This is a genomic window from Mesorhizobium sp. LCM 4577 (genome assembly GCF_001854795.2).
GTDB classification, from domain to species: domain Bacteria; phylum Pseudomonadota; class Alphaproteobacteria; order Rhizobiales; family Rhizobiaceae; genus Mesorhizobium; species Mesorhizobium plurifarium.
Genome location: NZ_MDDU01000002.1, coordinates 75,780 through 99,738 on the forward strand (window position 1 = coordinate 75,780; position 23,959 = coordinate 99,738).

26 protein-coding genes and 1 tRNA gene are annotated in these 23,959 nt (G+C 64.4%); 10 read left to right on the forward strand and 17 right to left on the reverse strand.

The genetic code is table 11. The annotated features are described in order from the left end of the window. The first annotated feature begins 167 nt into the window (after window positions 1-167). Together chpT and LCM4577_RS04915 are read left to right on the forward strand one after the other, a co-directional pair. On the forward strand, window positions 168-797 hold the full coding sequence (chpT, locus tag LCM4577_RS04910; RefSeq protein ID WP_040989839.1) for a histidine phosphotransferase ChpT: 630 nt from the start codon (window positions 168-170) through the stop codon (window positions 795-797). Window positions 798-1,020: 223 nt separating this feature from the next. Further along, window positions 1,021-1,386: a PleD family two-component system response regulator gene (locus tag LCM4577_RS04915; protein WP_041004962.1), complete on the forward strand. Its 366-nt coding sequence runs from the start codon at window positions 1,021-1,023 to the stop codon at window positions 1,384-1,386. Window positions 1,387-1,556: 170 nt separating this feature from the next. On the opposite strand, the gene ctrA is transcribed toward LCM4577_RS04915, so the two are convergent. Continuing rightward, the gene (ctrA, locus tag LCM4577_RS04920; protein WP_006203583.1) at window positions 1,557-2,252 is read right to left on the reverse strand and encodes a response regulator transcription factor CtrA; all 696 of its coding nucleotides are present in this window, start codon (window positions 2,250-2,252) and stop codon (window positions 1,557-1,559) included. 449 nt (window positions 2,253-2,701) lie between these two features. Between ctrA and LCM4577_RS04925 the strand changes: the two genes are divergently transcribed. Continuing rightward, entirely contained in the window at window positions 2,702-3,079 is a 378-nt protein-coding gene (locus tag LCM4577_RS04925) for a flagellar export protein FliJ (protein WP_040989842.1), read from the forward strand. A gap of 82 nt (window positions 3,080-3,161) precedes the next feature. Here the strand turns inward: LCM4577_RS04925 and LCM4577_RS04930 are convergent, their stop codons facing one another. Continuing rightward, window positions 3,162-3,563 (reverse strand): helix-turn-helix domain-containing protein, encoded by a 402-nt coding sequence (locus LCM4577_RS04930; protein ID WP_041004590.1) that lies wholly within the window; start codon window positions 3,561-3,563, stop codon window positions 3,162-3,164. 91 nt (window positions 3,564-3,654) lie between these two features. Between LCM4577_RS04930 and LCM4577_RS04935 the strand changes: the two genes are divergently transcribed. Then, on the forward strand, window positions 3,655-4,581 hold the full coding sequence (locus LCM4577_RS04935; RefSeq protein WP_071070587.1) for an NADP-dependent oxidoreductase: 927 nt from the start codon (window positions 3,655-3,657) through the stop codon (window positions 4,579-4,581). Between the two features lie 59 nt (window positions 4,582-4,640). On the opposite strand, the gene LCM4577_RS04940 is transcribed toward LCM4577_RS04935, so the two are convergent. Then, window positions 4,641-4,916 carry a DUF1153 domain-containing protein gene (locus LCM4577_RS04940; protein ID WP_006203587.1) on the reverse strand — a complete coding sequence of 92 codons (276 nt, stop codon included), beginning with the start codon at window positions 4,914-4,916 and terminating at the stop codon, window positions 4,641-4,643. Between the two features lie 254 nt (window positions 4,917-5,170). Between LCM4577_RS04940 and mnmA the strand changes: the two genes are divergently transcribed. Next, window positions 5,171-6,361, forward strand: a complete 1,191-nt coding sequence (gene mnmA, locus LCM4577_RS04945; RefSeq protein WP_071069983.1) for a tRNA 2-thiouridine(34) synthase MnmA — start codon at window positions 5,171-5,173, stop codon at window positions 6,359-6,361. A 55-nt stretch (window positions 6,362-6,416) separates the two neighbouring features. Here the strand turns inward: mnmA and LCM4577_RS04950 are convergent, their stop codons facing one another. Beyond that, window positions 6,417-7,376, reverse strand: a complete 960-nt coding sequence (locus LCM4577_RS04950; RefSeq protein ID WP_071069985.1) for a Gfo/Idh/MocA family protein — start codon at window positions 7,374-7,376, stop codon at window positions 6,417-6,419. 252 nt (window positions 7,377-7,628) lie between these two features. Here LCM4577_RS04950 and LCM4577_RS04955 point away from each other — a divergent pair. Further along, a tRNA-Met gene (locus tag LCM4577_RS04955) sits at window positions 7,629-7,705 on the forward strand. A gap of 241 nt (window positions 7,706-7,946) precedes the next feature. Here LCM4577_RS04955 and LCM4577_RS04960 read toward each other — a convergent pair. The 6 genes from LCM4577_RS04960 to LCM4577_RS04985 form a co-directional block, all read right to left on the reverse strand. Then, the gene (locus tag LCM4577_RS04960) at window positions 7,947-8,891 is read right to left on the reverse strand and encodes a nucleoside hydrolase (RefSeq protein WP_040989851.1); all 945 of its coding nucleotides are present in this window, start codon (window positions 8,889-8,891) and stop codon (window positions 7,947-7,949) included. Continuing rightward, complete coding sequence (locus LCM4577_RS04965; protein ID WP_071069987.1) at window positions 8,888-9,901, reverse strand: nucleoside hydrolase; 1,014 nt, start codon at window positions 9,899-9,901, stop codon at window positions 8,888-8,890. The genes LCM4577_RS04960 and LCM4577_RS04965 overlap by 4 nt, the downstream gene beginning before the upstream one ends. Before the next feature lie 15 nt (window positions 9,902-9,916). Further along, on the reverse strand, window positions 9,917-10,906 hold the full coding sequence (locus LCM4577_RS04970; RefSeq protein ID WP_071069989.1) for an ABC transporter permease: 990 nt from the start codon (window positions 10,904-10,906) through the stop codon (window positions 9,917-9,919). Continuing rightward, the gene (locus tag LCM4577_RS04975) at window positions 10,894-11,934 is read right to left on the reverse strand and encodes an ABC transporter permease (protein ID WP_071033055.1); all 1,041 of its coding nucleotides are present in this window, start codon (window positions 11,932-11,934) and stop codon (window positions 10,894-10,896) included. Before LCM4577_RS04975 ends, LCM4577_RS04970 begins: the two co-directional genes overlap by 13 nt. Then, complete coding sequence (locus tag LCM4577_RS04980) at window positions 11,931-13,460, reverse strand: ABC transporter ATP-binding protein (protein ID WP_071070589.1); 1,530 nt, start codon at window positions 13,458-13,460, stop codon at window positions 11,931-11,933. Before LCM4577_RS04980 ends, LCM4577_RS04975 begins: the two co-directional genes overlap by 4 nt. A gap of 143 nt (window positions 13,461-13,603) precedes the next feature. Next, window positions 13,604-14,608, reverse strand: coding sequence for a BMP family protein (locus LCM4577_RS04985; protein WP_071069991.1), 1,005 nt, complete (start codon window positions 14,606-14,608; stop codon window positions 13,604-13,606). A gap of 225 nt (window positions 14,609-14,833) precedes the next feature. Here LCM4577_RS04985 and LCM4577_RS04990 point away from each other — a divergent pair, with 225 nt between their 5' ends. Together LCM4577_RS04990 and LCM4577_RS04995 are read left to right on the forward strand one after the other, a co-directional pair. Then, window positions 14,834-15,418, forward strand: coding sequence for an amino acid synthesis family protein (locus LCM4577_RS04990; protein WP_040990394.1), 585 nt, complete (start codon window positions 14,834-14,836; stop codon window positions 15,416-15,418). Then, a complete protein-coding gene (locus LCM4577_RS04995) occupies window positions 15,415-15,999 on the forward strand; it encodes an amino acid synthesis family protein (protein ID WP_040989862.1) in 585 nt (194 codons plus the stop codon). The genes LCM4577_RS04990 and LCM4577_RS04995 overlap by 4 nt, the downstream gene beginning before the upstream one ends. Before the next feature lie 196 nt (window positions 16,000-16,195). Here the strand turns inward: LCM4577_RS04995 and LCM4577_RS05000 are convergent, their stop codons facing one another. From LCM4577_RS05000 to LCM4577_RS05010, 3 genes are all read right to left on the reverse strand, one after another. Next, window positions 16,196-17,395: an amidohydrolase family protein gene (locus LCM4577_RS05000; protein ID WP_071069993.1), complete on the reverse strand. Its 1,200-nt coding sequence runs from the start codon at window positions 17,393-17,395 to the stop codon at window positions 16,196-16,198. 105 nt (window positions 17,396-17,500) lie between these two features. Further along, window positions 17,501-18,037, reverse strand: coding sequence for a MarR family winged helix-turn-helix transcriptional regulator (locus LCM4577_RS05005; protein WP_040989864.1), 537 nt, complete (start codon window positions 18,035-18,037; stop codon window positions 17,501-17,503). Between the two features lie 49 nt (window positions 18,038-18,086). Further along, window positions 18,087-18,731 (reverse strand): cysteine hydrolase family protein, encoded by a 645-nt coding sequence (locus LCM4577_RS05010; RefSeq protein ID WP_040989865.1) that lies wholly within the window; start codon window positions 18,729-18,731, stop codon window positions 18,087-18,089. A 203-nt stretch (window positions 18,732-18,934) separates the two neighbouring features. Between LCM4577_RS05010 and LCM4577_RS05015 the strand changes: the two genes are divergently transcribed. Together LCM4577_RS05015 and LCM4577_RS05020 are read left to right on the forward strand one after the other, a co-directional pair. After that, window positions 18,935-19,774 carry an NAD(P)-dependent oxidoreductase gene (locus LCM4577_RS05015; RefSeq protein WP_071069994.1) on the forward strand — a complete coding sequence of 280 codons (840 nt, stop codon included), beginning with the start codon at window positions 18,935-18,937 and terminating at the stop codon, window positions 19,772-19,774. Window positions 19,775-19,789: 15 nt separating this feature from the next. Continuing rightward, window positions 19,790-20,605: an SDR family NAD(P)-dependent oxidoreductase gene (locus LCM4577_RS05020; protein ID WP_071033051.1), complete on the forward strand. Its 816-nt coding sequence runs from the start codon at window positions 19,790-19,792 to the stop codon at window positions 20,603-20,605. A gap of 43 nt (window positions 20,606-20,648) precedes the next feature. Here LCM4577_RS05020 and LCM4577_RS05025 read toward each other — a convergent pair whose 3' ends face one another. The 4 genes from LCM4577_RS05025 to LCM4577_RS05040 are packed head-to-tail and all read right to left on the reverse strand — an operon-like array spanning window position 20,649 to window position 23,956. Then, window positions 20,649-21,632: a branched-chain amino acid ABC transporter permease gene (locus tag LCM4577_RS05025; RefSeq protein ID WP_071069996.1), complete on the reverse strand. Its 984-nt coding sequence runs from the start codon at window positions 21,630-21,632 to the stop codon at window positions 20,649-20,651. Beyond that, a complete protein-coding gene (locus LCM4577_RS05030; protein ID WP_071069998.1) occupies window positions 21,629-22,483 on the reverse strand; it encodes a branched-chain amino acid ABC transporter permease in 855 nt (284 codons plus the stop codon). Before LCM4577_RS05030 ends, LCM4577_RS05025 begins: the two co-directional genes overlap by 4 nt. Window positions 22,484-22,490: 7 nt before the next feature. After that, window positions 22,491-23,198: an ABC transporter ATP-binding protein gene (locus LCM4577_RS05035; protein WP_071033048.1), complete on the reverse strand. Its 708-nt coding sequence runs from the start codon at window positions 23,196-23,198 to the stop codon at window positions 22,491-22,493. Next, a complete protein-coding gene (locus tag LCM4577_RS05040; protein WP_198541019.1) occupies window positions 23,198-23,956 on the reverse strand; it encodes an ABC transporter ATP-binding protein in 759 nt (252 codons plus the stop codon). The genes LCM4577_RS05035 and LCM4577_RS05040 overlap by 1 nt, the downstream gene beginning before the upstream one ends. Window positions 23,957-23,959 lie beyond the last annotated feature (3 nt).

A 23,959-nucleotide genomic window follows, 5' to 3' on the forward strand; every position in this document is an offset into this window, starting at 1 on the left:
TTTCCCCCGCGAACACACCATTTTCGCCGCCGATAATTTTGGATTTGTTGATGCGCGCCCGGGCCCTGTGTATTCAGAAAGCCTTGGAAAAGAGCGTGATTCGTGTGGGCAGGCGCGAAAAACTGTCGCTCGGCCATGAACAAGTGACTTAAGCAGGGATTTCGCCGATGGCCGAGCTTTTCACCCTTTCCGCGCCTGATCTCGCGGCACTGCTTTGCAGTCGCGTCTGCCACGACATCATTTCGCCGGTGGGCGCAATCAACAACGGCCTCGAGCTGCTCGACGAGGGCGGCGCCGACGAAGACGCCATGAAGCTCATTCGCCAGAGCGCCAGGAACGCCTCGGCGCGACTGCAGTTTGCCCGCATTGCCTTTGGCGCCGCGGGTTCCGCCGGTATGATGATAGACACCGGCGATGCCGAGGCCGTGGCCATCGCCTTCTTGAAGAACGAAAAGCCGGAACTGGTTTGGAACGGCTCCCGGGCGCTCCTGCCCAAGAACAAGGTCAAGCTGCTGCTCAACCTCATTCTCGTCGCCAACGCGGCCATACCGCGCGGTGGCAAGCTGGTGGTCACGCTGGAGAACCTTGAGACCGAGCCGCGTTTTTCGCTGTCGGCCAGCGGCCCGATGCTGCGCGTGCCGCCGAAATTCCTCGAGCTGCATTCCGGCCACAAGCCGGAAGAGCCGATCGACGCTCATTCGGTCCAGCCTTACTACACGCTGCTTCTGGCGCGTGAGGCCAATATGACGATCTCGATCCATGCGACCGCCGACGAGATCGTGCTGACGGCTGCATAAGAAGAGCCGAAGCATCTTTTATCGCTAATATTTGCTCCAGCAGTGCAGGTAGAGTAGTACCAGCCGCAATTCATGTAACGTCGCCGCGGAGGTAAAACCGCGCGATACGCCTGTTTGGAAAAACTTTACCTAACGGCTTTTCGGCTTCTTTACCAGATTGACCTATGGTGCTTTCCGGTTACCGGAGGTTGCCGGTTCGGCAGATGGCAAAGAGGACCCGGACATGAAGCGTTGCCTGTTCGTCGATGATTCGAGCGTCATCAGGAAGGTTGCAAAACGCATTCTTGGCTCGGACATGATCGTCGTCGAGGCGTCGACCGGGGTCGAAGCCGCCGAGATCTGCGCCGACAACATGCCCGATGTCATCGTCATCGACGGCGGGCTGACCGACATCCAGGCGGTCGACCTCATTCGCCGCATCCGCGCCATCGAAGCTCCCGTCAAGCCGCAGATCCTGGTCTCGCTGGTCGAGGTCGATGTGGCTGCGATCATGCGCGCCAAGCGCGCCGGCGCCCAAGGCTATCTGCTGAAGCCCTTCAACCGCGCGCAACTGCTCGAAAGCTTCCGTTTCCTCAAGATCGCCGCCTGATTCGCGGCACCGATCCAACAAAAAAAACCCGGCCGGAGCCGGGTTTTCGTTGGAATCGTTGGATCGCCTAAAGCATGTCTCCCGAAAGTGGGAACCGGTTTCGGGACAAAGACATGCGTAAAATCAAAGCCTAAAGCGTAGGGAGCGAATCTGAAAGGTCGCGACGCGCTTTAGGCGCTGACGCGGATATCTTCCGGCTCGCGCAGCACATAGCCGCGACCCCACACCGTCTCGATATAGTTCTGGCCACCGGACGCCGCGTCGAGCTTCTTGCGCAGCTTGCAGATGAAGACGTCGATGATCTTCAGCTCCGGCTCGTCCATGCCGCCATAGAGATGATTGAGGAACATTTCCTTGGTGAGCGTGGTGCCCTTGCGCAGCGAGAGCAGCTCCAGCATCTGATATTCCTTGCCGGTCAGGTGCACGCGCTGGCCACCGACCTCGACCGTCTTGGCGTCGAGATTGACCACCAGGTCGCCGGTGGTGATGACCGACTGGGCATGGCCCTTGGAACGGCGCACGATGGCGTGGATGCGCGCCACCAGCTCGTCCTTGTGGAAGGGCTTGGTCATATAGTCGTCGGCGCCGAAACCGAGGCCGCGCACCTTGTCCTCGATGCCGGCCATGCCGGAGAGGATCAGGATCGGCGTCTTGACCTTGGAGAGGCGCAGCGTGCGCAGGACTTCATAGCCCGACATGTCGGGGAGATTGAGGTCCAGCAGGATGATGTCGTAATCGTAGAGCTTGCCTAGATCGACACCTTCTTCGCCGAGATCGGTCGTATAGACGTTGAAGCTCTCCGATTTCAGCATCAGTTCGATGCTCTGTGCGGTTGCACTGTCATCTTCAATCAGCAGAACACGCATTTCATTCCCCTTTTCTGCTGCCGGGCCATCTCACGACCCGTCCGGGACCCGGAGCAGTGATTGCCTGAACAGAAGGTGCCACCGACTGGTTAACAAATCCTAATTTCGTGTCATCCACGATACCAGATTTTTTAACCCCTTTCTACACCCACTTGAATCTAATAACGAATCACAGACCAAAATCGCTAATGCACCACATTAATAAGCCAGCCTAAGTGACTCCAGAGACTCGCAGGCCCGGGCTTCCGCCGAGAGCCGGAATTTTTACCCGGCCTTAAGTCCTCGCCCGTATGATTAACAATGCCCGTAAACGAATGGTTACCGCCGGCAAAAATCTTTAGGGCTTTGTTTCCCATAGCCCAGGGAAAGCCGGGGGAAACGGGCGGCGCTTGGATCGTTCCGGGCGGACTGGGCGGTATTGCAAGTGTGCGGTTGCGGAGTATCGAGTCATGAAGTCACGTGAAAACCTCGTTCGACTGAAGCAATTTCAGGTGAATGAGAAACGGCGGCAGCTCTTGCAGCTGGACATGATGATCGCCGAGTTCGAGCGCATGGCCGTGGAGCTGGAAGCGCAGATCATCGCCGAAGAGAAAAAAGCCGGCATCACCGACATCAACCATTTCGCCTATCCGACCTTCGCCAAGGCGGCGCGCCTGCGCCGCGACAACCTCAGGAACTCACAAAGCGACCTCGCCCAGCAGCGAAGCACCGCCGAATCATTACTCGGCGAAGCTGAAGCGGAGCTGTCCAAGGCGGAGATGCTGGAATCGCGCGACACCAAGATTCGCGAGGCCGAAACAGGCGGCCGCAGCGCCATGATCGGCTGATCGCCGGGTATATTCGCAGTCATGCCGGAGGCCTGCCGGCATCTTCAGAACCGGCGATCGGCAGCAATCGGCCTCGCTGTCTTCAGGGCACAGCGCCCATCTCGCCGTGATCTGCCAATGCCCGGGCCCGGGCATCCTTGATTTCGGGCGCATGCTCTTCCGCCCAGGAGCGTATCTGGCTGAGCAGGCCAGCAAGGTTCTGGCCAAGCTCCGTCAGTTCGTACTCCACGCGCGGCGGAATGACCGCAAACACCTCGCGTCGCACAAGACCGTCGCGCTCCAGAACACGCAGCGTCTGGGTCAGCATTTTGGGCGTGATGCCCTCCAGCTTGCGCGCCAGCTCGCCATTGCGCAGCCGGCCGCGCCGCAGCGCGCAGACGGTGAGATAGACCCATTTGCTGGCCAGCATCTCGAGCACGGTATGCGACGGGCAGGTGCGCCGGAACGCGTCGTAGCCGAATGGGGATCTATCGTCACTATCCATAAGGTGTCTATATATAGAAAAGGTACATACTCGACAATCGAATATTACTATCCAAATGATAGCGGCATATCCACTCGAACAGGAGGCGTTCATGCGTGCCGTTATCCAGAATTCCGTCGGCGGACCCGAGGTCCTTTTCGTAGCCGAGCAGCCCGACCCCTCGCCCGGCYCCGGTGAAGTGCTCGTCCGCGTCAAGGCGGCGGGCATCAACCCGGTCGACGGCGCCGTGCGCGGCGGCTTCTACCCGCTGCTCGGCGAGCCGCCTTTCATCCTTGGCTGGGATATTTCGGGGACTGTCGCGGCGCTCGGTTCCGGCGTGACCGCCTTCAAGGTCGGCGACGAGGTGTTCGGCATGCCGCGCTTCCCCAAGCAGGCCGGCGCCTATGCCGAGCTTGCCGCGGCGCCGGCGGGCGAGATCGCCGCGAAACCAGCCGCCATTGACCATGTTCATGCGGCTGCCTTGCCGCTGGCCGGCCTGACGGCCTGGCAGGGCCTTGTCCGCCATGGCGGCCTGCAGGCGGGGCAACGCGTGCTGGTCCATGCCGGAGCAGGCGGCGTCGGCCATCTGGCGGTGCAGATCGCCAAGGCGCGCGGCGCCTGGGTGGCCTCGACCGCCAGCCCGGACAAAACGGACTATGTTCGCTCGATCGGCGCAGACGAGGTCATCGATTATACGAAGGGCGAATTCGCCGGAAAGGCCGGCGATCTCGATCTGGTGCTGGAGACGGTCGGCGGCGACCATGCCGCGGATTCGCTCAAGGTGTTGCGCGATGGCGGCGTGCTGGTGTCGCTGCTCGCTGTCCCCGACGCGGTAAAGGCAAAGGCCAAGGAACGGAACATCCGCGTCGAGCGGATGTCGGTCACGCCCGACCGGGAAGGTCTTGTCGAGCTCGCCAGGCTCGTCGATGCCGGAAAGCTCGCGCCCCATGTGGCGAAGGCCTTTCCGATCGACCAGGCGGGGGCCGCCCACACTTTCCTCGCCACGCGGCCGATCGGCAAGGTTGTGCTGACGGTCTGATACCTTCCAAAACGAAAGGGCGCGGTGTTCCGCGCCCTTTCGATTTACGGCTATCCTGGCTAGTGCCGGTATTGCTGGATCCGCGTGGTGCGGAGACCGGCAAGGCCGTATTCGTCGATCGATGCCTGCCAGGAGAGAAATTCTTCGGTGGTGAGCTTGTAGCGCTGGCAGGCTTCTTCAAGGCTGAGCAGGCCGCCGCGCACCGCCGCGACCACTTCCGCCTTGCGCCGGATAACCCAGCGCCGCGTGTTCGTCGGCGGCAGATCGGCGATCGTAAGAGGGCTGCCGTCGGGCCCAATAACATACTTGACTCTAGGTCTAACCAGATCGGTCATCGTACTCTCTACTAAAAACTCAAAGACCCAATCCCCGCCACAGTACCGCCACAGCTTTAAAAATTGCCTAAGCGAACCCTAATCACTAGGTAAGGATCGTGAACGCCCGGTTAGGATTTCGTTTAGAATTTGAAACACCTGCCTCCAGGCCTTGAAATTGCCGGTAATCTCGTCCTGAGGCGCAAGCTGGCGCAGACGTGGCGCTTGACCTATATTCCGGCCATTGGCATTGAGCGCCGCACAGTGAAAGCACCATGAACAGCCTCGATCTTCCCCGCCGCCCCGAAGAAACCCGCGTCGTCGTCGCGATGTCGGGCGGTGTCGATTCGTCTGTGGTCGCCGGCATCCTGAAGCGCGAAGGCTATGACGTGGTCGGCGTGACGCTGCAGCTTTATGATCACGGCGCGGCCACTCATCGCGCCGGTTCATGCTGCGCCGGCCAGGACATCGACGATGCCCGCCGCGTCTCCGAGACGCTCGGCATCCCGCATTACGTGCTCGATTATGAGGAGCGCTTCCGCAAGGCGGTCATCGATCCCTTTGCCGAGAGCTATGTCGCCGGCGAGACGCCGATCCCCTGCGTTTCCTGCAACCAGACGGTGAAGTTCGCCGATCTTCTGGCGACCGCGCAGGATCTCGGCGCCGACGCGCTGGCCACCGGCCATTACATCCGCTCGCGCGCCAATGGCGCCCATCGCGCGCTCTACCGGCCGGTCGACGCCGACCGTGACCAGAGCTATTTCCTGTTCGCCACCACGCAGGCGCAGATCGACTATCTGCGATTTCCCCTCGGCGGCCTGTCGAAGCCGCAGGTCCGCGCCATTGCCGAGGAGATGGGACTCACCGTCGCCGCCAAGCAGGACAGCCAGGACATCTGCTTCGTGCCGCAGGGCAAATATTCCGACATCATCGCCAAGCTGAAGCCGGCCGCGGCCAATCCGGGCGACATCGTCCATATCGACGGCCGCGTGCTCGGCCGCCACGAAGGCATCCTGCGCTACACGATCGGCCAGCGCCGCGGCATCGGCATCGCCTCCGGCGAGCCGCTCTATGTCGTTCATCTCGACGCCGACCGCGCGCGCGTCATCGTCGGCCCGCGCGAGGCGCTGGAGACGCACAAAATCTATCTGCGCAACATGAACTGGCTGGGCGACGGGCCGCTGTCGGATGTTCCGGCCGGCGGTATCGAGCTCTTCGCAAAAGTCCGCTCGACCAGGCCGCCGCGTCCGGCCGTGCTGCATCACCGCGACGGCGTGACTTCCGTCGAGTTGGCCGACGGCGAGTCAGGCATCGCGCCAGGGCAGGCCTGCGTGCTCTATTCCGACGACGGCAACGACGCACGGGTGTTCGGCGGCGGTTTCATCGAGCGTTCCGAGCGCGGCGCAGAGGCCGAGGCCATGCTGTCCAGGCTGGCCGCCAGGCCGGCGCAGATTCCCGCCGAGTAAAATTAACGTCCGTAGGGCCGGCTTTTCGGGGTCATCGCCGCGGGTTCGGGCAGATTCACGAACCGGTGTGGATCACCGTGCCGGCGGTCAGGATGCGCAGCACCCTGATCGCTTCCTCGCCGTCGGTGCGGGGCTCGGCGCGCGTCTCGATGCATTGCGCGAAATGGGCAAGCTCGCGCGTCAGCGGCATGCCCTCGCCGACGGCCACATAGGAAGGCTCGTTGGCGGTGAAGGCCCACTGGCCGCTGTCCTGCCACACCGCGTGGCGGTAGACGGCAAGCTTGCGCTCCCAGGGCTCGACGTCGTCGAACACCGCCATCGCCTTGGTGCCGACCACCGTCAGGCGCCGCTCGCGATAGGGATTGAGGCGCGAGGCGAAGAGATGGCTGCGCAGGCCGTTCGGGAAACGCATGTGCAGATGCGCGAAGTCGCTGAGATTGTCGAGGAGCGCCGCCCCCTCGCCCCTCACCTCGATCGGCTCGGTGCCGGTGATGGCGAGGATCATCGACAAATCGTGCGGCGCCAGGTCCCAGAGCGCATCGTTTTCGGTATGGAACTTGCCAAGGCCGAGCCGGTGCGAATGGATGTAGCGCACCTCGCCGAGCTCGCCATTGTCGATCAGCGCCTTCAGCGTCTCGAAAGCGGGATGGAAGCGCAGCACATGGCCGACCATGAAGATGCGGCCATTGTCCTTTGCCGCCTTCACCGCGCGCTCGGCATCGGCGACGGTCAGCGCGATCGGCTTTTCCACCAGCACGTCCTTGCCGCTTTCGACCGCGCGCACCGCGGTGTCGGCATGGAATTGCGGCGGCAGCGCCATGACGATGGCGTCGATGTCGTTGCGCTCGAACAGCCTGTCCGGCTCGATCGCCAGGCAATCCTGCTCGCTGGCGAAACCTTCGGCGCGGGCGCGGTTGACGTCGGAAACGGCATAGAGCGCGCCAAGCGCCTTGAGGGTGCGGATATGGTTGCTGCCCCAGTATCCGCAACCGAGGACGGCGATGCGCGGCTTCATTCGTTCAAACTCTAGAATTTCATGGCCGAGACATAGCGACGTGCCCCGCCGAACTCAACCCCGGGAGATCAGCTGAGTGTCTGTCCGGCAAAGCTTTTCTGGGATGAGATTATGCCGGCCGGATTATGCCGGCATGTCGGCCTTATACAAGCTTGACAGGCTCACCCTCGCAACCTTATATCCGCGCGACCTTGGCGAACGCCTCGCGACGCCCGTCCATTCAGGACGGTTTTCCGGGCCATTTGCCACCCTGGCGGGGTAGCTCAGTTGGTTAGAGCACGGGAATCATAATCCTGGGGTCGGGGGTTCAAGTCCCTCTCCCGCTACCATCTTTCCCCACACTCCTTTGGCGTCGTTGGAAAAGCGCCCTTACCGAGGATCCCGGTGAGACGCCCGGCGATTTCGGCTTCTGTTCCGCCGAGCCTCGACGTATCTCGAAAACGGTAACGGTGGCGATCAAGCCTCGCATGRCCGCCTCGGCTCCGGAATCTCCAGAGCCGCTCTATCCGCTGGTTGGAGCCATTCCGGGCGAAAAGCGCTTCTCCCGGAATTGCTCTGATACGGCCGAATTCAGCCCCTCAGCAGGTCGAACATCAGCTCGAAGAAGCGATCGGCATCCACCTCGTTGGCGATCATGGCGTTGTCCTTGAGGCCACGCTCGCCCCAGAAGTCGGCGACGGTGGCGCCAAAAGTGTAGCTGCCGCCGAGATCGACGCCGATATGCGCCGGCCGCGTCCTGACGAGCGTGGGGTCGATCACCAGCGCCAGCGCCAGCGGATCATGCATGGCGCCGCCCACGCCCATCGAATTGCGGTGGAGCTTCTCGTAAAACAGCAGCCAATCGTTCACCAGCTTGCCCAGCGGCGTATCGATCTTGGCGAGCTCGGCATATTGCGGTTTCTCGACCAGCACCTGCATGGTGACGTCGAGGCCGACCATGGTGATCGGCACGCCGGAATCGAGCACGATCCGCAGCGCCTCCGGATCGCAGAAGGCGTTGAACTCGGTCGGCGTGATGATCTCGCTCTTGCGATAGAACACGCCACCCATCCAGATCAGCTGCTTGATCTTGGGCAGGACATGCGGATGTTTCAGCAGCAGCAGGCCGATGTTGCAAAGCGGCCCTGTGGCCACGACCACGGTCGGCTCGGCGCGCGACAGCAGCTTCTCGGCCAGGAAGTCCACGGCATGCTGCTTCACCGGCCTGATGGTCGCCTGTGGCAGGTAGGGCGAGCCCTCCAGGCCGCTTGGGCCGTCGGCGGTGCCCAGCACCAGCGGGCGCGCCAACGGCCGGTGGCAGCCGGCGGCCACCGGAACAGCGCCGGCGCCGATATATTCGAGGATGCGCAGCGCATTGGCGGTGGTCTTTTCGATCTCGGCGTTGCCACAGGTGGTGGTGACGCCGAGCAGTTCGACGGCCGGCGAGCGATGCGCCATGACAAGCGCGATGGCATCGTCATGGCCGGGATCGCAATCGAAGAGGATGGGCGTAGGGGTCATGGTCGGGCTCGTCATGCGGTCCGCTCGTAGCGGGCAAGGGTGTCTTTGAAGATCTTCAGGAAGCGGCGGCCGTCGAGGTCGGTGCCGATGCGGGTGGTCTTCGGTCCGCCGCCCGGCAGGATCTGGAAACCGCGATAGGCAACCGTCTGGCCGCGCGCCACATGGCCGTCGGTCAGCACATCGACGAACAGCGGTTCGGTGAGCGTGGCGAGGCTGGGATCGAAAGCCAGCGCCACGGTGATCACGTCATCCAGCGGGAAGCCGACGAGCCCGAAGAATTCGCGCCAGATGTCCACATAGATGGGGAACACGTCGGCGATCATGTCGACCACCGGATTGTCCATCGCCACCGCCTGCATATCGGCGATGTCGTCGCGCGTCAGCATGGAGGCCGCGACGCGGTTGTCCTCGCAGATGTCGAGCGGCACGAGGATCTTGTCGACCTCGGCGTTCAGCACGATGCGCGAGGCTTCGGGATCGGCCCAGATATTGTATTCAGTGACCGGCGTCATGTTGCCGGGCGTCTGGAAGGTGCCGCCCAGCACCAGCAGGCGCTTGAGCGCGCCCGCAAGGCGCGGCTCCTGCAGCAAGGCCATGGCGGCGTTGGTGAGCGGCCCTGTGGTGACCAGCGTGATCTCGCCGGGATTGGACATCACCGTGTCGATGATGAAATCGACCGCATGGCCCGGCGTCGCCTTGCGTGCCGGAGCGGGCGCCGGCGGATTGAACTTCTTCAGTCGGTCGCCGAAGCGCGCGGTCAGCCGCTTCTCGAAATGCACCGGAGCTTCCATGTCGGCCTTGGCGTGGCCGACGATCGGCCGCCAGGCGCCGGCATGGACGGGGATGTCGTCGCGCCCGGCCAGCGAAAGCGTGTTGAGCACGACATTGGTCACCTGCTCGATGGGCCCGGCCGCGCCGGTGACGGTCGTGACCGCTTCCAGCTTCACGTATGGACTGGCTGCGGCAAACAGCACGGCGAGGATGTCGTCGCCCGCTGAATCCACGTCGAGGATTATGCGTTCCATATGCGTATGGGGTCCTTACGTTGAGGGAGTGTTGTCGGCGTCGGCCCGGCCGGGTTCGACGGAAAGCAGCTTGCGCATGCTCTCGAGCGTCTCGCGAATGATGCGGGGCCTGCTGCGGTAGGAGAGCGCGAACAGCGCCACCAGCGCCACCGCGTAGGGTACTGCCAGGATCAGATATGACGGGAAACCGAAGGTCTGCAGTCTGAGCGAGAAGGCATCGGCGAAGCCGAACAGCAGGCAGCCGCCCAGCACCCTGAGCGGATCGCCGTTGGAGAAGATCAGGATCGCGACGGCCATGAAGCCGCGCCCCGACGACATGTTCTCGGTGAACATGGTGATGTAGCCGAGCGACAGATGCGCCCCGGCGAGCCCGGCGAAAAGACCGCAGAGCAGCGAGGCGACATAGCGGATCCGGGCGATGGAGATACCGAGCGCCTCGGCTGCCTCGGGCTTTTCGCCGACGACGCGGATGTAGAGGCCGAGCCTGGTGCGCCTGTAGAACAGCACGAGCAGCGGCACGGCGAAAAAGGCCACATAGACCAGCGGCGTGTAACCCGAGACCAGCGGCGCCCAGGACCCAAGCAATTCACGAGCCCATGGGATTTGAACCTTCGGCAGGCCGACGATGCCATGGCCGACGATGGATCCGCGCGTGCCGAAAACCGCCTTCATCAACGATATGGTCATGCCGCCCGCGAGGATGTTGAGCGCCAGGCCGACCACCACCTCATTGGCGCGGAAAGTCACGACAAGGAGCGCGAAGACGAGCGCGAAGACAAGCGCGGCGGCAACGCCGCACAGCACGCCGACAAAGGCCGAGCCGGACCAGATGGAGCCAAGCACGGCGAAGAAGGCGCCTACGAGCATCTGGCCTTCGAGGCCGATGTTGAAGATGCCTGCCTTGGTGGTGAACGAGCCGCCGAGGCCGACCAGCAGGATCGGCGCGGTGGTCCTGAGCGTCGCGACCAGGAGCGCGACGTTGAGGAGTTTGTCTAGAACTTCCATCGACGCTCTCCCGCCGTGCTGTCGCCGCGGCGCTTCATCAGCACCTGCGCGGAAACGCTGAGGATGATGAGGGCCTGGATGACCGTGATGATCTCGCGCGAGGCCGTGGTCTCGACCTCCAGCAGCAGCGAGCCGCTGCGCAGCGCGCCGAAGAACAGCGCGGTGACGATCGTGCCGATCGGTGAGCCGTTGGCGAGCAGCGCGGCGATGAGGCCGTCGAAGCCGAAGCCGGGCGCGAAGCCTTCCATGAAGCGGTGATGCACGCCCAGCGTCTCGACGCCGCCTGCCAGCCCGCCGACCGCGCCGGAGACCAGCAGGACCAGGAAGCCCTGCCGTTTGACGTTGACACCGCCATATTCGGCGAATTTCGGCGCCGAGCCGACCATCGAGATCGAATAGCCCTTGCTCGTATAACGGAAGAACCACGCGACGGAGAGCGCCAGCACCAGTCCGATGACAAGGCCCCAGTTGAGGCGCGAAAAGGAAAAGAGCTCGGGCAGATAGGCCGTCGGCAGAACAGGCGGCGTCTCCGACCAGCCGCCCGGCCTCTTGAACAGGAAGATGGTGAAATAGGACGTCAGCAGCACCGCGACGTAGTTCGACAGGATGGTGGAGACCACCTCGTTGGTGTTGTAGCGCGCACGGAAGAACGCCGGAATGGCTACCCAGGCGGCGCCGGCGAGCGTCGCCACGGCCAGCCCGACCAGCATGTGAATGCCGGCCGGCAGCGGCAGGGCGAAGCCGACCCATGCCGCTGCGAAACCGCCGAGGAACAGCTGGCCCTCGATGCCGACATTGAACATGCCGCCGCGCAGGCCGATGCAGGCGGCAACGCCGCAGATCAGGATGGGCGTGGTCTGCAGCAGAGTGCCGGCGATCTTGGCCTGGTCGCCGAAAGCGCCCCGCAGCAGCGTCATGAAGACCTTTACCGGGCTCTCGTCGACCATCAAGATGATGATGGCGCCGATGGCGAGGGCAAAGAGGACAGCAAGCAGCTGCCCGTAAACGGCACGCAACCTGTCGCTCATCGGGCCGCGCCGCCCGTCGCTGCGCYGGCCTCGACACCTGCCATCATCATGCCGATCCTTTCGCTGTCGGCTCCGTCGCCGTCGACCTCGCCCATGATCCGGCCGTTGAACATGACCAGGATGCGGTCGGCGAGCGTGAGAAGCTCATCGAGCTGTACCGATATGACGAGCACGGCGCGGCCGGCCGCACGCTGGCGCATGATCTCGTCGTGGATGGATTCCTGGGCGCCGATGTCGACGCCTCGCGTCGGCTGGTCGATGAGCAGGAAGTCCGCGTCGTTCGTGAATTCCCGCGCCAGGACGACCTTCTGGATGTTGCCGCCCGACAACCGCTTGACGGTATCCTGGGGGCCGCGCGCGCGGATATCGAAGCGCTTGATCATGTCCGCGGCCTGGCTGGCGGCCGCCTGCCAGTCGAGAATGCCGTTGCGCGACCACGGCGCCCTCGTCTGGCGCCCCATCAGGAGGTTCGCCGAGATCGAGGCGCCGCCATCGACGCCGCGCACCATGCGGTCGCCCGGAACATGGGCCAGTCCGGCCTCACGGATCTGCGCCGGCGACTGCGTGGTCAGGTCGCGGCCCTTGAGAACGGCTGTGCCGTGGCTGGCGGGACGCAGGCCGGTGAGCACCTCGGCGAGCTCGGTCTGGCCGTTGCCGGCCACACCGGCGATACCGACGATCTCGCCGGCGCGCACGGTGAAGCTGGCGTCGCGCAGCGCCGGCAGGCGACGGTCGTCGCGGGCCCACAGGTTCTTCACCTCGAGCACGACGCTGCCCGCTGTCCGTTCGCGGCGGCGGCGCGCGAAGCTGACGTCGCGTCCGACCATCATGCGAACGAGATCGGCCTTGGTCAGCTCGGCCGTCGGTCGCGTCGCCACATGCTTGCCGTTGCGCAGCACCGTGACGGTGTCGGAAACCTCCATCACCTCCTCGAGGTGGTGGGAAATGAAGATGACCGTCATGCCGCCGGCAACGAAGCCGCGCAGGGTCTGGAACAGCTCACGGCTCTCTTGCGGGGTCAGCACAGCCGTCGGCTCGTCCAGGATGATGATGCGCGCACCGCGCGCCAGGACCTTGAGGATCTCGATGCGCTGCTCGATGCCCACCGACAGCAGCGAGACGCGCTCGGTCGGTTCGACCCTCAGTCCGAACCGTTCGGAAAGCTCGCGCGTCTTTTCGATCTGCGCGGCGTGGTCGATCAGCCCGTTGCGACGGATCTCCATGCCGAGGAACACGTTCTCGGCCACGGAAAGCGAGGGCACCAGCTTGAAATGCTGATGCACCATGCCGAGGCCCGCCGCGATGGCCGCGGCCGGATCGGCCATTATCATATCCTTTCCCTCGATGCGGATCGCGCCCTGATCGGGTTGCAGCAGACCGAACAGGACATTCATCAAGGTTGTCTTGCCGGCGCCGTTCTCCCCGATGATGGCGTGTATCTCGCCACGACGCACGGCGATGGAAACGTCGTCGTTGGCGGCGAAAGCACCGAAGCGCTTCGTAACGCCGATCAGCTCGACGGCCATCTCGGCGGCGGCGGGCTTGACAGGTGCCGGAGATGGCGACGCGTCGGACACGGTAGCTTCACGGCTCCAAGGTTGAGCGTGCGGGCCACCGACCCGCACGAGGCTGGATGAAAGTCCCGGAGGACTCCGGGACGGCGCGAAGCCTACTTTGCCTTGGCGACCTTGATGGAGCCGTCGACGATGCCCTTCTTGATCTCGTCGAGCTTGGCCTTGACCTCTTCGGGGATCTTCGGCGCGATGTCGTCGCAGACCTTCAGCTCGACACCGCCCGAGGCGAGATCGAAGGTGCGGGTGCCTGGCATGACCTTGTGGCCTTCGACCTCGTCCTTGATCAGGCTGTAGACCGCGATGTCGCCGCGCTTGAGCATCGAGCCGAGCACATTGCCGGGCGCCGTGGAGCACATGTCGATATCGACGCCGATCGAATACTTGTCGGCAGCGGCGCTGGCCTGCATGACGCCCTCTCCCGTCGGGCCGGCGACGTTGTAAACGATGTCGGCGCCTTCATTGTAGAGCGCCTGGGTCAGCTCGCTGCCCTTGGCCGGGTCGTCGAAAGTGCCGGCGAAGACAGGTTTCACGGTGACGTCGGGGGCGGCATATTTCGAGCCCTGCTCATAGCCGCCGAGGAAGTTGCGGATAACCGGGATGTCGCGGCCGCCGACGAAGCCGATGGCCTTGCCGTCGCCGATCTTGTCGAAGGCGCTGCCCTTGTTTTCGATCATGCCGGCGAGCGCGCCGGCGATGAAGGAGCCCTGTTCCTCGGCAAAGTTGGCATAGATCATCTTGTCGCTGTCGAGGACGCCGTCGATGAAGACGAAGCGCTGGTTCGGATAGGCCGCGCTCGCCTTCTGCAGCGCGTCGACGAGCTCCCAGCCCATGACGAAGATCAGGTCGTACTTGCCGTCCTTCGCCAGGTTGGCGAACTGCTCCTCATAGTCGAGCGCGCGATTGCCGGTATCGACCAGCTTGAGGTCGATGCCGAAATCCGTCTTCGCCTTGTTGAGGCCGTTGACGATCGAGACGCCGAAGCCCTGCGCGAAATAGCCCGAGATGGCGGCCACGGATACCTTGCCCTGCGCGCAGGCAAGGCTGACCGAAGCAACAAGCGCGGCGCCGGCAAAGATGCACTTCGAAATGATTTTTTTCATGTTTCTCCCCTGTTTGAAGGTCGCCCCAAGTGCCGGCTCCGCAAGGGGCGCCGGAAAACTTGTTGGTGATCATATGACCTTATGGGTGCTCCAATGACCTGTCAATCTGGCGCCACGCGACGTTCCATGCCTTCGTTCCCGAACGACGCGCAATTGGCTTGACAAAGCCGCCGGATCGATAATTGTTGATACTCAAACAATTTCATAGGGCAATTGGAGCAGCCGATGCCGAAGCCAGCGGTCAGGAAGTTTGTCGTACAGGTCGAGGAGATTTTTCACGAAGGCGGGCCGGTGCGGGCAGAGCCGGTCAAGCGCGGCGCCGTGCTGGCGGTGATCGAGAATCCGTTCGCTGGCCGCTATGTGGAGGAGATCACCGGGTTCATGGAGGATCTCAAGCCGCTCGGTCTCGAAATGGCGCAACGCCTGCTGAATTCGCTTGGCGGCGATCCCTCGAAGGTCGAGGGCTACGGCAAGGGCGCGATCGTCGGCGGCGGCGGCGAGCTGGAGCACGGCGCGCTGTGGCACAATCCGGGCGGTTATGCGATGCGCGAACTGCTGGGCGGCGCCAAGGCGATCGTGCCGTCGACCAAGAAGGTCGGCGGGCCCGGCGCGCGCATCGACATCCCGGTCACGCACATCAACGCTTCGTACGTGCGCAGCCACTTCGACGCCATCGAAGTGGGCATCAACGACGCGCCGCGCGCCAACGAGATCGTACTGGTGCTGGCCATGACGACGGGCGCCCGCGTCCATGCCCGCGCCGGCGGGCTGGAGGCGAAGGACATCAAGGGAGAGGACGGGCTGAGATGAGCGTTGAAATCCGCCGCATCATAACCATCGTGGAAGAAACGCGCGAGGAAGGCGGCCGGCCGGTCGATCCCCCGACGCGTCGCGCAGCTGCAGTCGCGGTCATTCGCAATCCGTTCGCCGGCCGCTACGTGGACGATCTGTCCGCACTGAGCGACATCGGGGCCGAGCTTGGCGAGATCCTTCCAAAGCGTGCGGTCGCAGCGCTCGGCATTCCCGGCGACCAGGTCGAAAGCTTCGGCAAGGCGGCCGCCGTTGGCGCCAATGGCGAGCTGGAACATGCCGCCGCGATCCTCCATCCGAAGCTCGGCGCGCCGTTCCGGGACGTGCTTGGCACGGGTGCCGCGCTCATTCCGTCCTCGAAGAAGCGGGGCGGCCTCGGCGTTCCGCTGGATGTTCCGCTCGGCCACAAGGATGCGGCCAAGGTGCGCAGCCATTTCGACGGCATGGAAGTGCGCGTTCCGGACGCGCCGCGCGACGACGAGATCGTGGTGGCGATCGCGGTCACCGATTCGGGCAGGCCGCACCCACGCGTCGGCGGGCTGACCAAGGAACAGGTCGTCGGCAAGGATGGGCTGATCTAGAGCATTTTGCAGCCAAGCGGAATCGCTTGGCGTCGCACAAATGCGGCTAAAACAAAGAGATAGAGCGGTTTGGCGTTTCCGTGAAACGGTGAACCGCTCCAACTCCCGGCAGCGGGCGATACCTTCGCAAAGCCACGGGCTGTCCCGCCGGCGAAAAAAGCGGCCCGTGAGCCGCTTTTTTTCGGCTTTCCTCAGATCAGGCCGCGACGACTTCGGGCACGCGGATGGCCGGCGGTGTGTTACGGCTGCGCGCGGTACGCACTTCCCCGTCGATCATGATCATGCCGATGCCGGGCAGGTTGCCGAGCGCCAGGCTTTCCAGGAAATCCTTGCCGAGGCCGCCGGCTGCCTGGTCCATGAAGACAAGGTCGGCGGCGCGGCCTGCCTCGATGATGCCGCGATCGGCAAGCTTGCGCACGCGTGCCGTGTTGCCGGTGGCAAAGCAGAAGACCACCTCCGTGGGCACGCCGCCCAGCGATGCCAAATGGCAAATGGTGCGAAGGATGCCCAGCGGCTGCACGCCCGAGCCGGCCGGGCCGTCGGTACCGAGAATGACCCGGTCGAGCTCGTTCCGTTGCTTGGCGATGCCGAGCACGAACAGGCCGGTGCGCAGGTTGCCGTTGTGGACGATCTCCAGGGCGCGGGTGCCTTCCTCGCAGATACGACGGATCTCGTCGTCCGGCAGCGCCGTGGGGCCACCGTTGATATGCGCCACCACGTCGGCGTCGACCTCGAGCACGACTTCGGCCCCGATGCGGCCGGAACCGGGGATCGAGGGCCCGCCGGTATGGGTCATGGAGGTCATGCCGTATTTGCGGGCCCAGGCGATCATCTGGCGGCCCGTCGGACCGTCCTTGACGCCGCCGAGGCCGACCTCGCCGATCAGCGTCACGCCGGCTTCGGCGAGTTCGCGGAAATCGTTCTCGGTCATGCCTGGCTCCAGCACCGGAGCGCCGGCAAGGATCTTCATGCCGCCGGGGCGGAAATTCGAGAAGCTGCGCTGCGCGGCGATGCCGAGTGCCTTGACGCCGACGATGTCGCGAGGGCGGCCGGGATAGTGCGCCTCGCCGGCCGAGACGATGGTGGTGACACCGCCGTGGAGCGTCGAGTCTATCCAGCCGAGCTGGTTCTGGCGCGGGGTCCAGTCGCCGGCCGTGGGATGGACGTGGTTGTCGATCAGGCCGGGGGCGACGACGCAACCCTGCGCATCGATGACCTTCGCAGCTCCACTTGTCTCGACGCCGCCCTGCTTGCCGACCGCAGCGATGCGGCCATCCACGACCACAATGGTGTCGGCGTCGAGGATCGGGCGGGCGATGTCGCCGCTCAGCATCAGGCCGATATTGCGGATGACGGTCTTCCCGGCAGCAGGATTGGCTTGGGGGTCGGAGGACATCGGACTGGTTCCTTCTGTTCGGCGCGGACAAGGGGAGGACATCCCGCCGCCGAAAAATCCAGCGACGCCCGCTGTTTTGCTGCGTCTGGGTTGGGGATCAGTAGGTCATTTGACGGCCGTGTCGCCTGTGTCGTCACGGCTGATGCGCTGGAGCAATTGCAACAGCGTGGCCTGCTCAGCCGTGGAGAGCGGCGAAAGAAGCTGCCGGCCGACTTCGACGCTACGGTCCAGGCGATCAAGCGTGTAGCGCACGCCGTCGTCCGTCAGCGTGATGATGGCCAGCCGCTGGTCTGTCTTGGAAGCGTTGCGCTTGACCAGCCCCTGCTTCAAAAGCTTGCGCACCACGAGGCTGATGGTGGACGGATCCATCGCCGTCAGCCGCCCGAGATGGTTCTGGGACACCTCGCCGTGACGCAGCACCGTCGCCAGCGCCGCGAACTGGGTCGGGGACAGGTCCTCGCCGGCCATCTCCTGCTGGAAGCAGAGCGTCGCCCGCTGATGGGCGCGGCGCACGATGTGGGCCGGGTGCAGATCGAGATCGTATCCGGTCGCGGCATAGCGGGCGAGCGCCTCCTCGCGGCTCAGCCGCTTGTCCTGCGCAGCCTTGCGCTTGGTTCGCTTCGTTTGCTCGGTCACCGTCATCGGGATGCTTGAACTCCTGGCAGGCCTGTTGTCGCTGGCACCGGAGCGATCATGCCGCGACGCTGGCGTTTTCCACGAAGACGCCTTCCCGCAAAGCCCTGACCACGCTGGCCGAGTCGCTGACCACGCCGAAATGGGTGGCGATGTCGTAAAGCGAGCTTTCCTGCTCGCGCGGGCCGGTGGCGGCGCAGCAGTCGCTCGGCACCACGACCTCGTAGCCGTTGAAGAAGGCGTCGTGAACGGTCGAACGCACGCAGATGTTGGTGACCACGCCGAAGACGATGATCTGGTCGACCTTCAGGTCCTTGAGCGTCAGGTCGAGATCGGTCTGGAAGAACGCGGAGTAGCGCCGCTTGATGACATGGATTTCGTCGGCGCGCGCGCCGAGGTCGTCGATGATCTCGACACCCCACGTGCCTTCGACGCAGTGCGGCGTGCGCTTCAGCCATTCGCGGTCCTGCCGCACGTTCTTGCGGTGGACGTCATGCACCCAGATCACCGGGACGCCCGACGCACGCGCGGCATCGATGACGGCGAGTTGCGGTCCGACCAGCACCTCATAACCCGGCAGCACCATCGCGCCGCCCGGCTTGCAGAAATCGTTGAGCATGTCGACCACGACGACCGCAGCGCGCTTCACGTCGATGCTGACGCCTGCTTCCTGTCGATGCGACGAGAAAGTGTCCACGGACATGGCAGATCTCCCCGGCAGCCATTGATTGTTGGTGGTCATACAAAACCGTACAAGGCCCGAAGTCAATCCTTGGAGGCATGTTGCCGGCCATCCCGCTTCACCGGCAACGAAAAAGCCGTTGACAAGCATGGTGTTTCAAGTGTCCGATTGTTTGACCATCAATGATATTGGCGCGCACCGTGGCCGGTCATGAGGGATGAGACATGAACATCATTGTCACGGGATCAAGCGGCCTGCTCGGCCGTCATGTGGCGGCGGCTTGCCTGGCCGTCGGCCATGAGGTTCTGGGCATCGACCTGGCGCCGCCCGCGCGTGGGGCCTGGAAACATGTGAGCGCGGACCTGACGGATCTCGGCCTTGCCCTGCAGCTGATCCGCGACGCCGACGCGGTGATCCATGTCGCGGCGATCCCGCGTCCCACCGGCAAGGCCGCCGCCGAGGTGTTCGGCACCAACATGGCGGCCAGCTACAATGTGGTGGAAGCGGCAGCGCTTTCGGGAGCCTCGCGGTTCATCTACGCGTCTTCCTTCTCGGTCCTCGGCTACCCCTTCGGCGAAAGGCTCGCGCCGCCCGCCTACCTGCCCATCGACCAGGATCATCCGACGGGCGCGCAGGATGCCTATGGCCTGTCGAAATGGCTTGGCGAGGAGATCGTCGAGGCGGCTGTGCGCCGCGGCGCCTTTTCGGCGGTAAGCCTGCGCATGCCCTGGATACAAACGCCGGAAAGCTTCTTCGAGACGGTCGGGCCGCGTCGCGGCACGCCGGACGCGGCGTGGGACCTCTGGGGCTATCTCGACGCGCAGGACGCCGCCGACGCCTTCCTCCGCGCGCTGGCCTGGAAGGGACAGGGACACCTGCGCACCTTCATCAGCGCCGCCGACACCTATTCGGAGACGCCGACGGCCGAGCTGCTGAAGGCCGCTTTTCCTGCGGTCCCGGTAAGACGGCCGCTCGAGGGTCACGCCACGGTCATCGACAACAGCCATGCCCGCGAAACGCTGGGCTTCGCGCCGCGCCGCTCGTGGCGCGGCTACGGCAAGTAAGGCAGGAGAAGGACGATGACCCGTTTTGTGGACAAGACCGTGCTCGTCACCGGCGGTGGCGGCGCCATCGGCAGCGCGGCTGCCCGTCGCTTCGCGCAGGAGGGCGCCAAGGTGGCGGTGCTGGACCTCGATGCCGGCCGCGCCGAGACCATCGCCTCGACGATCGGCGACAAGGCGATAGCGATCACGGCGGACGTAACCGACGAGGCTGCCGTCGAGGAGGCGGTGGCCAAGGTCGTGAGGGTTTTCGGCAGGCTGGACGCGGTGTTCAACAACGCCGGCATCTCGGGCAAGGTGGCCCCTGTCCATGAGTTGCCCACGCAAGACTGGGACGACATCGTGCGCATCAATCTGCGTTCGATGTTCGTGGTGCTGAAGGCTTCGGTGAAGGCGATGATCGCTGCCGGCGTCGAGGGCTCGATCGTCAACATGGGTTCGTCGATGGCGGGATGGGATGTGCTCGCCGGCGGCGCCGGCTATGCTTCGACCAAGCACGGCGTGGTCGGCTTGACGCGCGTCGCCGCGCTCGACGTGGCGCCGTACGGCATCCGCGTCAACGCCATCTGCCCGGGCGTCATCGAGACCACGCTAGGCGTTCCGGCCGCCGACAAGGCGCAATATCTGGCCGGCGTGCAGCGCTTCGCCGACCGCATTCCGCTCCGGCGCATCGGCCAGCCCGAGGACGTGGCGGCTGCGGTCGCCTTCCTCGCTTCCGACGACGCCTGCCATGTCACTGGGGTCGACTGGCTGATCGACGGTGGACAGACCTTGCAGAGTTGGGCCAACGCGCCCGAGGCTGCCGCGTTCCCGAACCTGCGGCGCACGCGCTGAACCGCTTGGCAGATCACCTCTGCGGGCCTGCGGCGTGGCAGGACTATCTTGTCCCTCCCCGCCCCAGTCGCCGCGGCGGCGCGAGCGCCAGCAGCTTGCCGAACAACCCTTGCGGCAGCACGACGACCACGACGATGAACAGCGCGCCGAGCGCGATCAGCCAGTACTGGTCGAGGCTTGCCGACATGGCGTTCTCGGTGGCGCGCACGGCAAGCGCGCCGAGGAAGGCGCCCATCAGGACCGAGCGGCCACCGACAGCCACCCAGATCAGCACTTCTGTGGAGAGCGCAAATCCGACCAGCGGCGGCGAGACGAAGCCGAACTGGGTGGTGAACAGGCCGCCGGCGAAGCCCGCCATTGCGCCCGAGACGGTGAACACGAAGATCTTGTGCAAGCGCACGTCGTAGCCGAAATGCAGCGTGCGGCGCTCGTCGTTGCGGATGCCGGCGAGCACAGTGCCGAGCGGCGAACGCCCGATCCACAACGACAAGAGATAGGTGAGCAGCGCGGCGATACCGACGAAGAAATAGGTTGCATTGGTGGAGAGCGGATCGCCATTAGGCGCCGACAGCGGCGGCACGTTGAACAGGCCGTTGAAACCGCCGATGAACTCCCAGCGCCGCGCCGCGATCTCGCACACGATCGCCGCGCAGAGCGTGACGATGGCAAGATGCGCGCCTGACAGCGCGCGGCCCTGGAACATGATCCAGCCGAGCAGCGCGGCGACCATCATGGGCAGCAGCACGGCGAGCGCCAGGCCCGTCCATTGGCTGTCTCCAAGCCATGGCAGCTTGCCCAGCGTCACCAGCGCCATGGAATAGGCGCCGATGCCGAAGAAGATGGCCTGGCCGAAGCACAATATGCCGGCCTGACCCCAGATCAGTCCAAGGCTGAGCGCGAAGATGCCGTAGGTCACGTATTGGGTGAGCAGGCCGATATTCCAGTCATCGAGCGCAAGCGGAGCCAGTCCGAGCCCTGCCCAGGCGAGCACCGTGAGGCTGAGGCCGAGACGCGCGGGGCGGGTCATTTGCGGCCTCCGATGATGCCGTTGGGCAAGAAACGGATGATGATCATGGCGAGCAGGAACACCAGGATCTGGGCGTCGGCCTGCGAGATGCCCGCCGAGAAGATGGTGGTGGCGCCGCCGATCACGCCGGACCCGATGAGCGCGCCGACGAGCGAGTTGACGCCGCCCACGAGCACCGAGAGGAAGGACGGAATGAGGAAGCCGACGCCCATCTGCGGGTCGACGCTCATGATCGGCGCCATCACAGCGCCCGCGAAGCCCGCCAGCGCCGAGCCGACGGCGAAAGTGGCCCGGTCCATGCGCCGTGTGTTGATGCCCAGGGACGCCGCCATGGCGCGATTGGCGATGACGCCGCGTATCTGCAGTCCAAGTTTTGTCCTGAAGAACAGATAGTAGGTGGCGAGCGCCAGCGCGGCCGCAAGTGCCATGATGAAGAGGCGGTAGGCCGGATACTGAACGCCGAACACATCGACGGCAGTGGGAAGCGGATTTGGAACGCTCTGGGCCCCCGGCCCGAACAGCACGACGACGCCTTGCTTGATCACCAGGGACAGGCCCCAGGTGGCAAGGATGGTGTCGATGAAGCGATGGTAGATGTGGCGGATGATCAACCATTCGACCAGCAAGCCGACGACGGCGAGCACAAGGGGCGCCAGCAGCAGGCCCAGCCAGAATGAGCCCGTCGCATTGCTGACCGCGACGACGACATAGGCGCCGATCAGGAAGAACTCGCCATGGGCCATGTTGATGACGTTCATCAGCCCGAATATGACGACGAGGCCCAGCGTCACCAGCAGCAGGGCAAGGGTGAAGTTCGCGGTATCGAGCAGAAGTGCGATCGTCGCTTGCACGGCAGCCTCAGATTGACAGGTAGCGATGGACGAGTTCGGGTCTTTCGCGCAACTGCCCGATCCGGTCGGCACGATCGGCGATGACGCCGTTTTCCATGAACAGGGCGCGTCCCGCCAGCGTCTCGACGAAGTCCAGATTCTGCTCGACCACCAGAATGGTCAGTCCGGTGGAGCGGGCAATGGCCTGCAGCGTGCGGCCGATCTCGTCGACGATGGAGGGTTGGATGCCCTCCGACGGCTCGTCGAGCAGCAGGAGCTTGGGCTGGCCCACAAGGCAGCGCATGATGGCGAGCTGCTGCTGTTGCCCGCCCGACATGGTGCCGGCCTTCTGCCTGCGCCGCTCGCCCAGGACGGGGAAGAAGTCGTAGATGTCCCGCGGCAGCCGGTTGGGCAGGCGCGGCTTGCCGAGCACGCCCATCAGCAGGTTCTCCTCGACGGTGAAGTCCTTGAAGATCTCGCGCCCCTGCGGAACGTAACCGATTCCCTCATTGGCGATGACATAAGAAGGACAATTGCCGAGCTCACGACCGTCCAGGCGGAAGCTTCCGCCCTGTGTGGCGAGTTGGCCGGCGAGCGCACGCATCAAAGTGGTCTTGCCCATCCCGTTGCGGCCGAGCAGGGCCACGACCTCGCCCTTGGCGACGTCGAAAGTCGTACCCTTCAGCACGCGGCCGCCGGATGGATAGCCGGCAACGAGATTTTCGACCTGCAGCATCAATGACGCTTCCCGAGATAGGACTCGATGACGCGCGGGTCGCGGCTGACCTCGTCGTAGCGGCCCTCGGCGACGATCTTGCCGCGAACCATGACCACGATCGGGCATTCGAGCTGGCGCACGAAATTCATGTCGTGTTCGATCACCAGGATCGACTTGCCTTCCTCGTCGCGCAGGCGCCGGATCAAGCTTGCCACAGCGCTGGTTTCCGCGCCGGACATGCCGGCGGTCGGCTCGTCCAGCAAAATGAGCTCCGCGTCGCGGGCGACCAGCATGGCGATCTCCAGCCTCTGTTTCTCGCCGTGGGCGATTTCGCCGACCTTGTCGCCGGCCTTGCCGGCAAGCCCACAAAGATCGAGCAGCCGGTCGCGGCGGACAGGGTCGGGACGATAACCCAACAACGAGAGCGGACCGTAGCGGCCCGCGCCGGCGGCCAGCGGTATCTCGATATTCTCTGCCACGCTGAGCTCCGGATAAACGCCCGGAACCTGGAACTTGCGAGCCACGCCGAGCCGCGAGATGCGATAGGGCGAAAGGCCGGCGACGTTGCGGCCACCGAGCCTGACCTCTCCGCCATCGGGCGCGAACTCGCCGGTGACGACGTTGAACAGCGTGGTCTTGCCGCAGCCGTTCGGTCCCAGGATGCACTGCATGGCGCCCCTGGGCAGCGTCAGGCTGAGCCCGTCGAGGACAACGAGCCCACCGAAGCGCTTGGTTACCCCCGCAAGCTGCAGGATAGGACCACGCGGTTCGTTCACGGC

What these genes read in the sequence shown, in the direction of transcription:
- chpT (WP_040989839.1), top strand. Translation starts at nt 168, where the DNA reads ATGGCCGAGCTTTTCACCCTTTCCGCGCCTGATCTCGCGGCACTGCTT.
- LCM4577_RS04915 (WP_041004962.1), top strand. Translation starts at nt 1,021, where the DNA reads ATGAAGCGTTGCCTGTTCGTCGATGATTCGAGCGTCATCAGGAAGGTT.
- ctrA (WP_006203583.1), bottom strand. Translation starts at nt 2,252, where the DNA reads ATGCGTGTTCTGCTGATTGAAGATGACAGTGCAACCGCACAGAGCATC.
- LCM4577_RS04925 (WP_040989842.1), top strand. Translation starts at nt 2,702, where the DNA reads ATGAAGTCACGTGAAAACCTCGTTCGACTGAAGCAATTTCAGGTGAAT.
- LCM4577_RS04930 (WP_041004590.1), bottom strand. Translation starts at nt 3,563, where the DNA reads ATGGATAGTGACGATAGATCCCCATTCGGCTACGACGCGTTCCGGCGC.
- LCM4577_RS04940 (WP_006203587.1), bottom strand. Translation starts at nt 4,916, where the DNA reads ATGACCGATCTGGTTAGACCTAGAGTCAAGTATGTTATTGGGCCCGAC.
- mnmA (WP_071069983.1), top strand. Translation starts at nt 5,171, where the DNA reads ATGAACAGCCTCGATCTTCCCCGCCGCCCCGAAGAAACCCGCGTCGTC.
- LCM4577_RS04950 (WP_071069985.1), bottom strand. Translation starts at nt 7,376, where the DNA reads ATGAAGCCGCGCATCGCCGTCCTCGGTTGCGGATACTGGGGCAGCAAC.
- LCM4577_RS04960 (WP_040989851.1), bottom strand. Translation starts at nt 8,891, where the DNA reads ATGACGAGCCCGACCATGACCCCTACGCCCATCCTCTTCGATTGCGAT.
- LCM4577_RS04965 (WP_071069987.1), bottom strand. Translation starts at nt 9,901, where the DNA reads ATGGAACGCATAATCCTCGACGTGGATTCAGCGGGCGACGACATCCTC.
- LCM4577_RS04970 (WP_071069989.1), bottom strand. Translation starts at nt 10,906, where the DNA reads ATGGAAGTTCTAGACAAACTCCTCAACGTCGCGCTCCTGGTCGCGACG.
- LCM4577_RS04975 (WP_071033055.1), bottom strand. Translation starts at nt 11,934, where the DNA reads ATGAGCGACAGGTTGCGTGCCGTTTACGGGCAGCTGCTTGCTGTCCTC.
- LCM4577_RS04985 (WP_071069991.1), bottom strand. Translation starts at nt 14,608, where the DNA reads ATGAAAAAAATCATTTCGAAGTGCATCTTTGCCGGCGCCGCGCTTGTT.
- LCM4577_RS04990 (WP_040990394.1), top strand. Translation starts at nt 14,834, where the DNA reads ATGCCGAAGCCAGCGGTCAGGAAGTTTGTCGTACAGGTCGAGGAGATT.
- LCM4577_RS04995 (WP_040989862.1), top strand. Translation starts at nt 15,415, where the DNA reads ATGAGCGTTGAAATCCGCCGCATCATAACCATCGTGGAAGAAACGCGC.
- LCM4577_RS05000 (WP_071069993.1), bottom strand. Translation starts at nt 17,395, where the DNA reads ATGTCCTCCGACCCCCAAGCCAATCCTGCTGCCGGGAAGACCGTCATC.
- LCM4577_RS05005 (WP_040989864.1), bottom strand. Translation starts at nt 18,037, where the DNA reads ATGACGGTGACCGAGCAAACGAAGCGAACCAAGCGCAAGGCTGCGCAG.
- LCM4577_RS05010 (WP_040989865.1), bottom strand. Translation starts at nt 18,731, where the DNA reads ATGTCCGTGGACACTTTCTCGTCGCATCGACAGGAAGCAGGCGTCAGC.
- LCM4577_RS05015 (WP_071069994.1), top strand. Translation starts at nt 18,935, where the DNA reads ATGAACATCATTGTCACGGGATCAAGCGGCCTGCTCGGCCGTCATGTG.
- LCM4577_RS05020 (WP_071033051.1), top strand. Translation starts at nt 19,790, where the DNA reads ATGACCCGTTTTGTGGACAAGACCGTGCTCGTCACCGGCGGTGGCGGC.
- LCM4577_RS05025 (WP_071069996.1), bottom strand. Translation starts at nt 21,632, where the DNA reads ATGACCCGCCCCGCGCGTCTCGGCCTCAGCCTCACGGTGCTCGCCTGG.
- LCM4577_RS05035 (WP_071033048.1), bottom strand. Translation starts at nt 23,198, where the DNA reads ATGCTGCAGGTCGAAAATCTCGTTGCCGGCTATCCATCCGGCGGCCGC.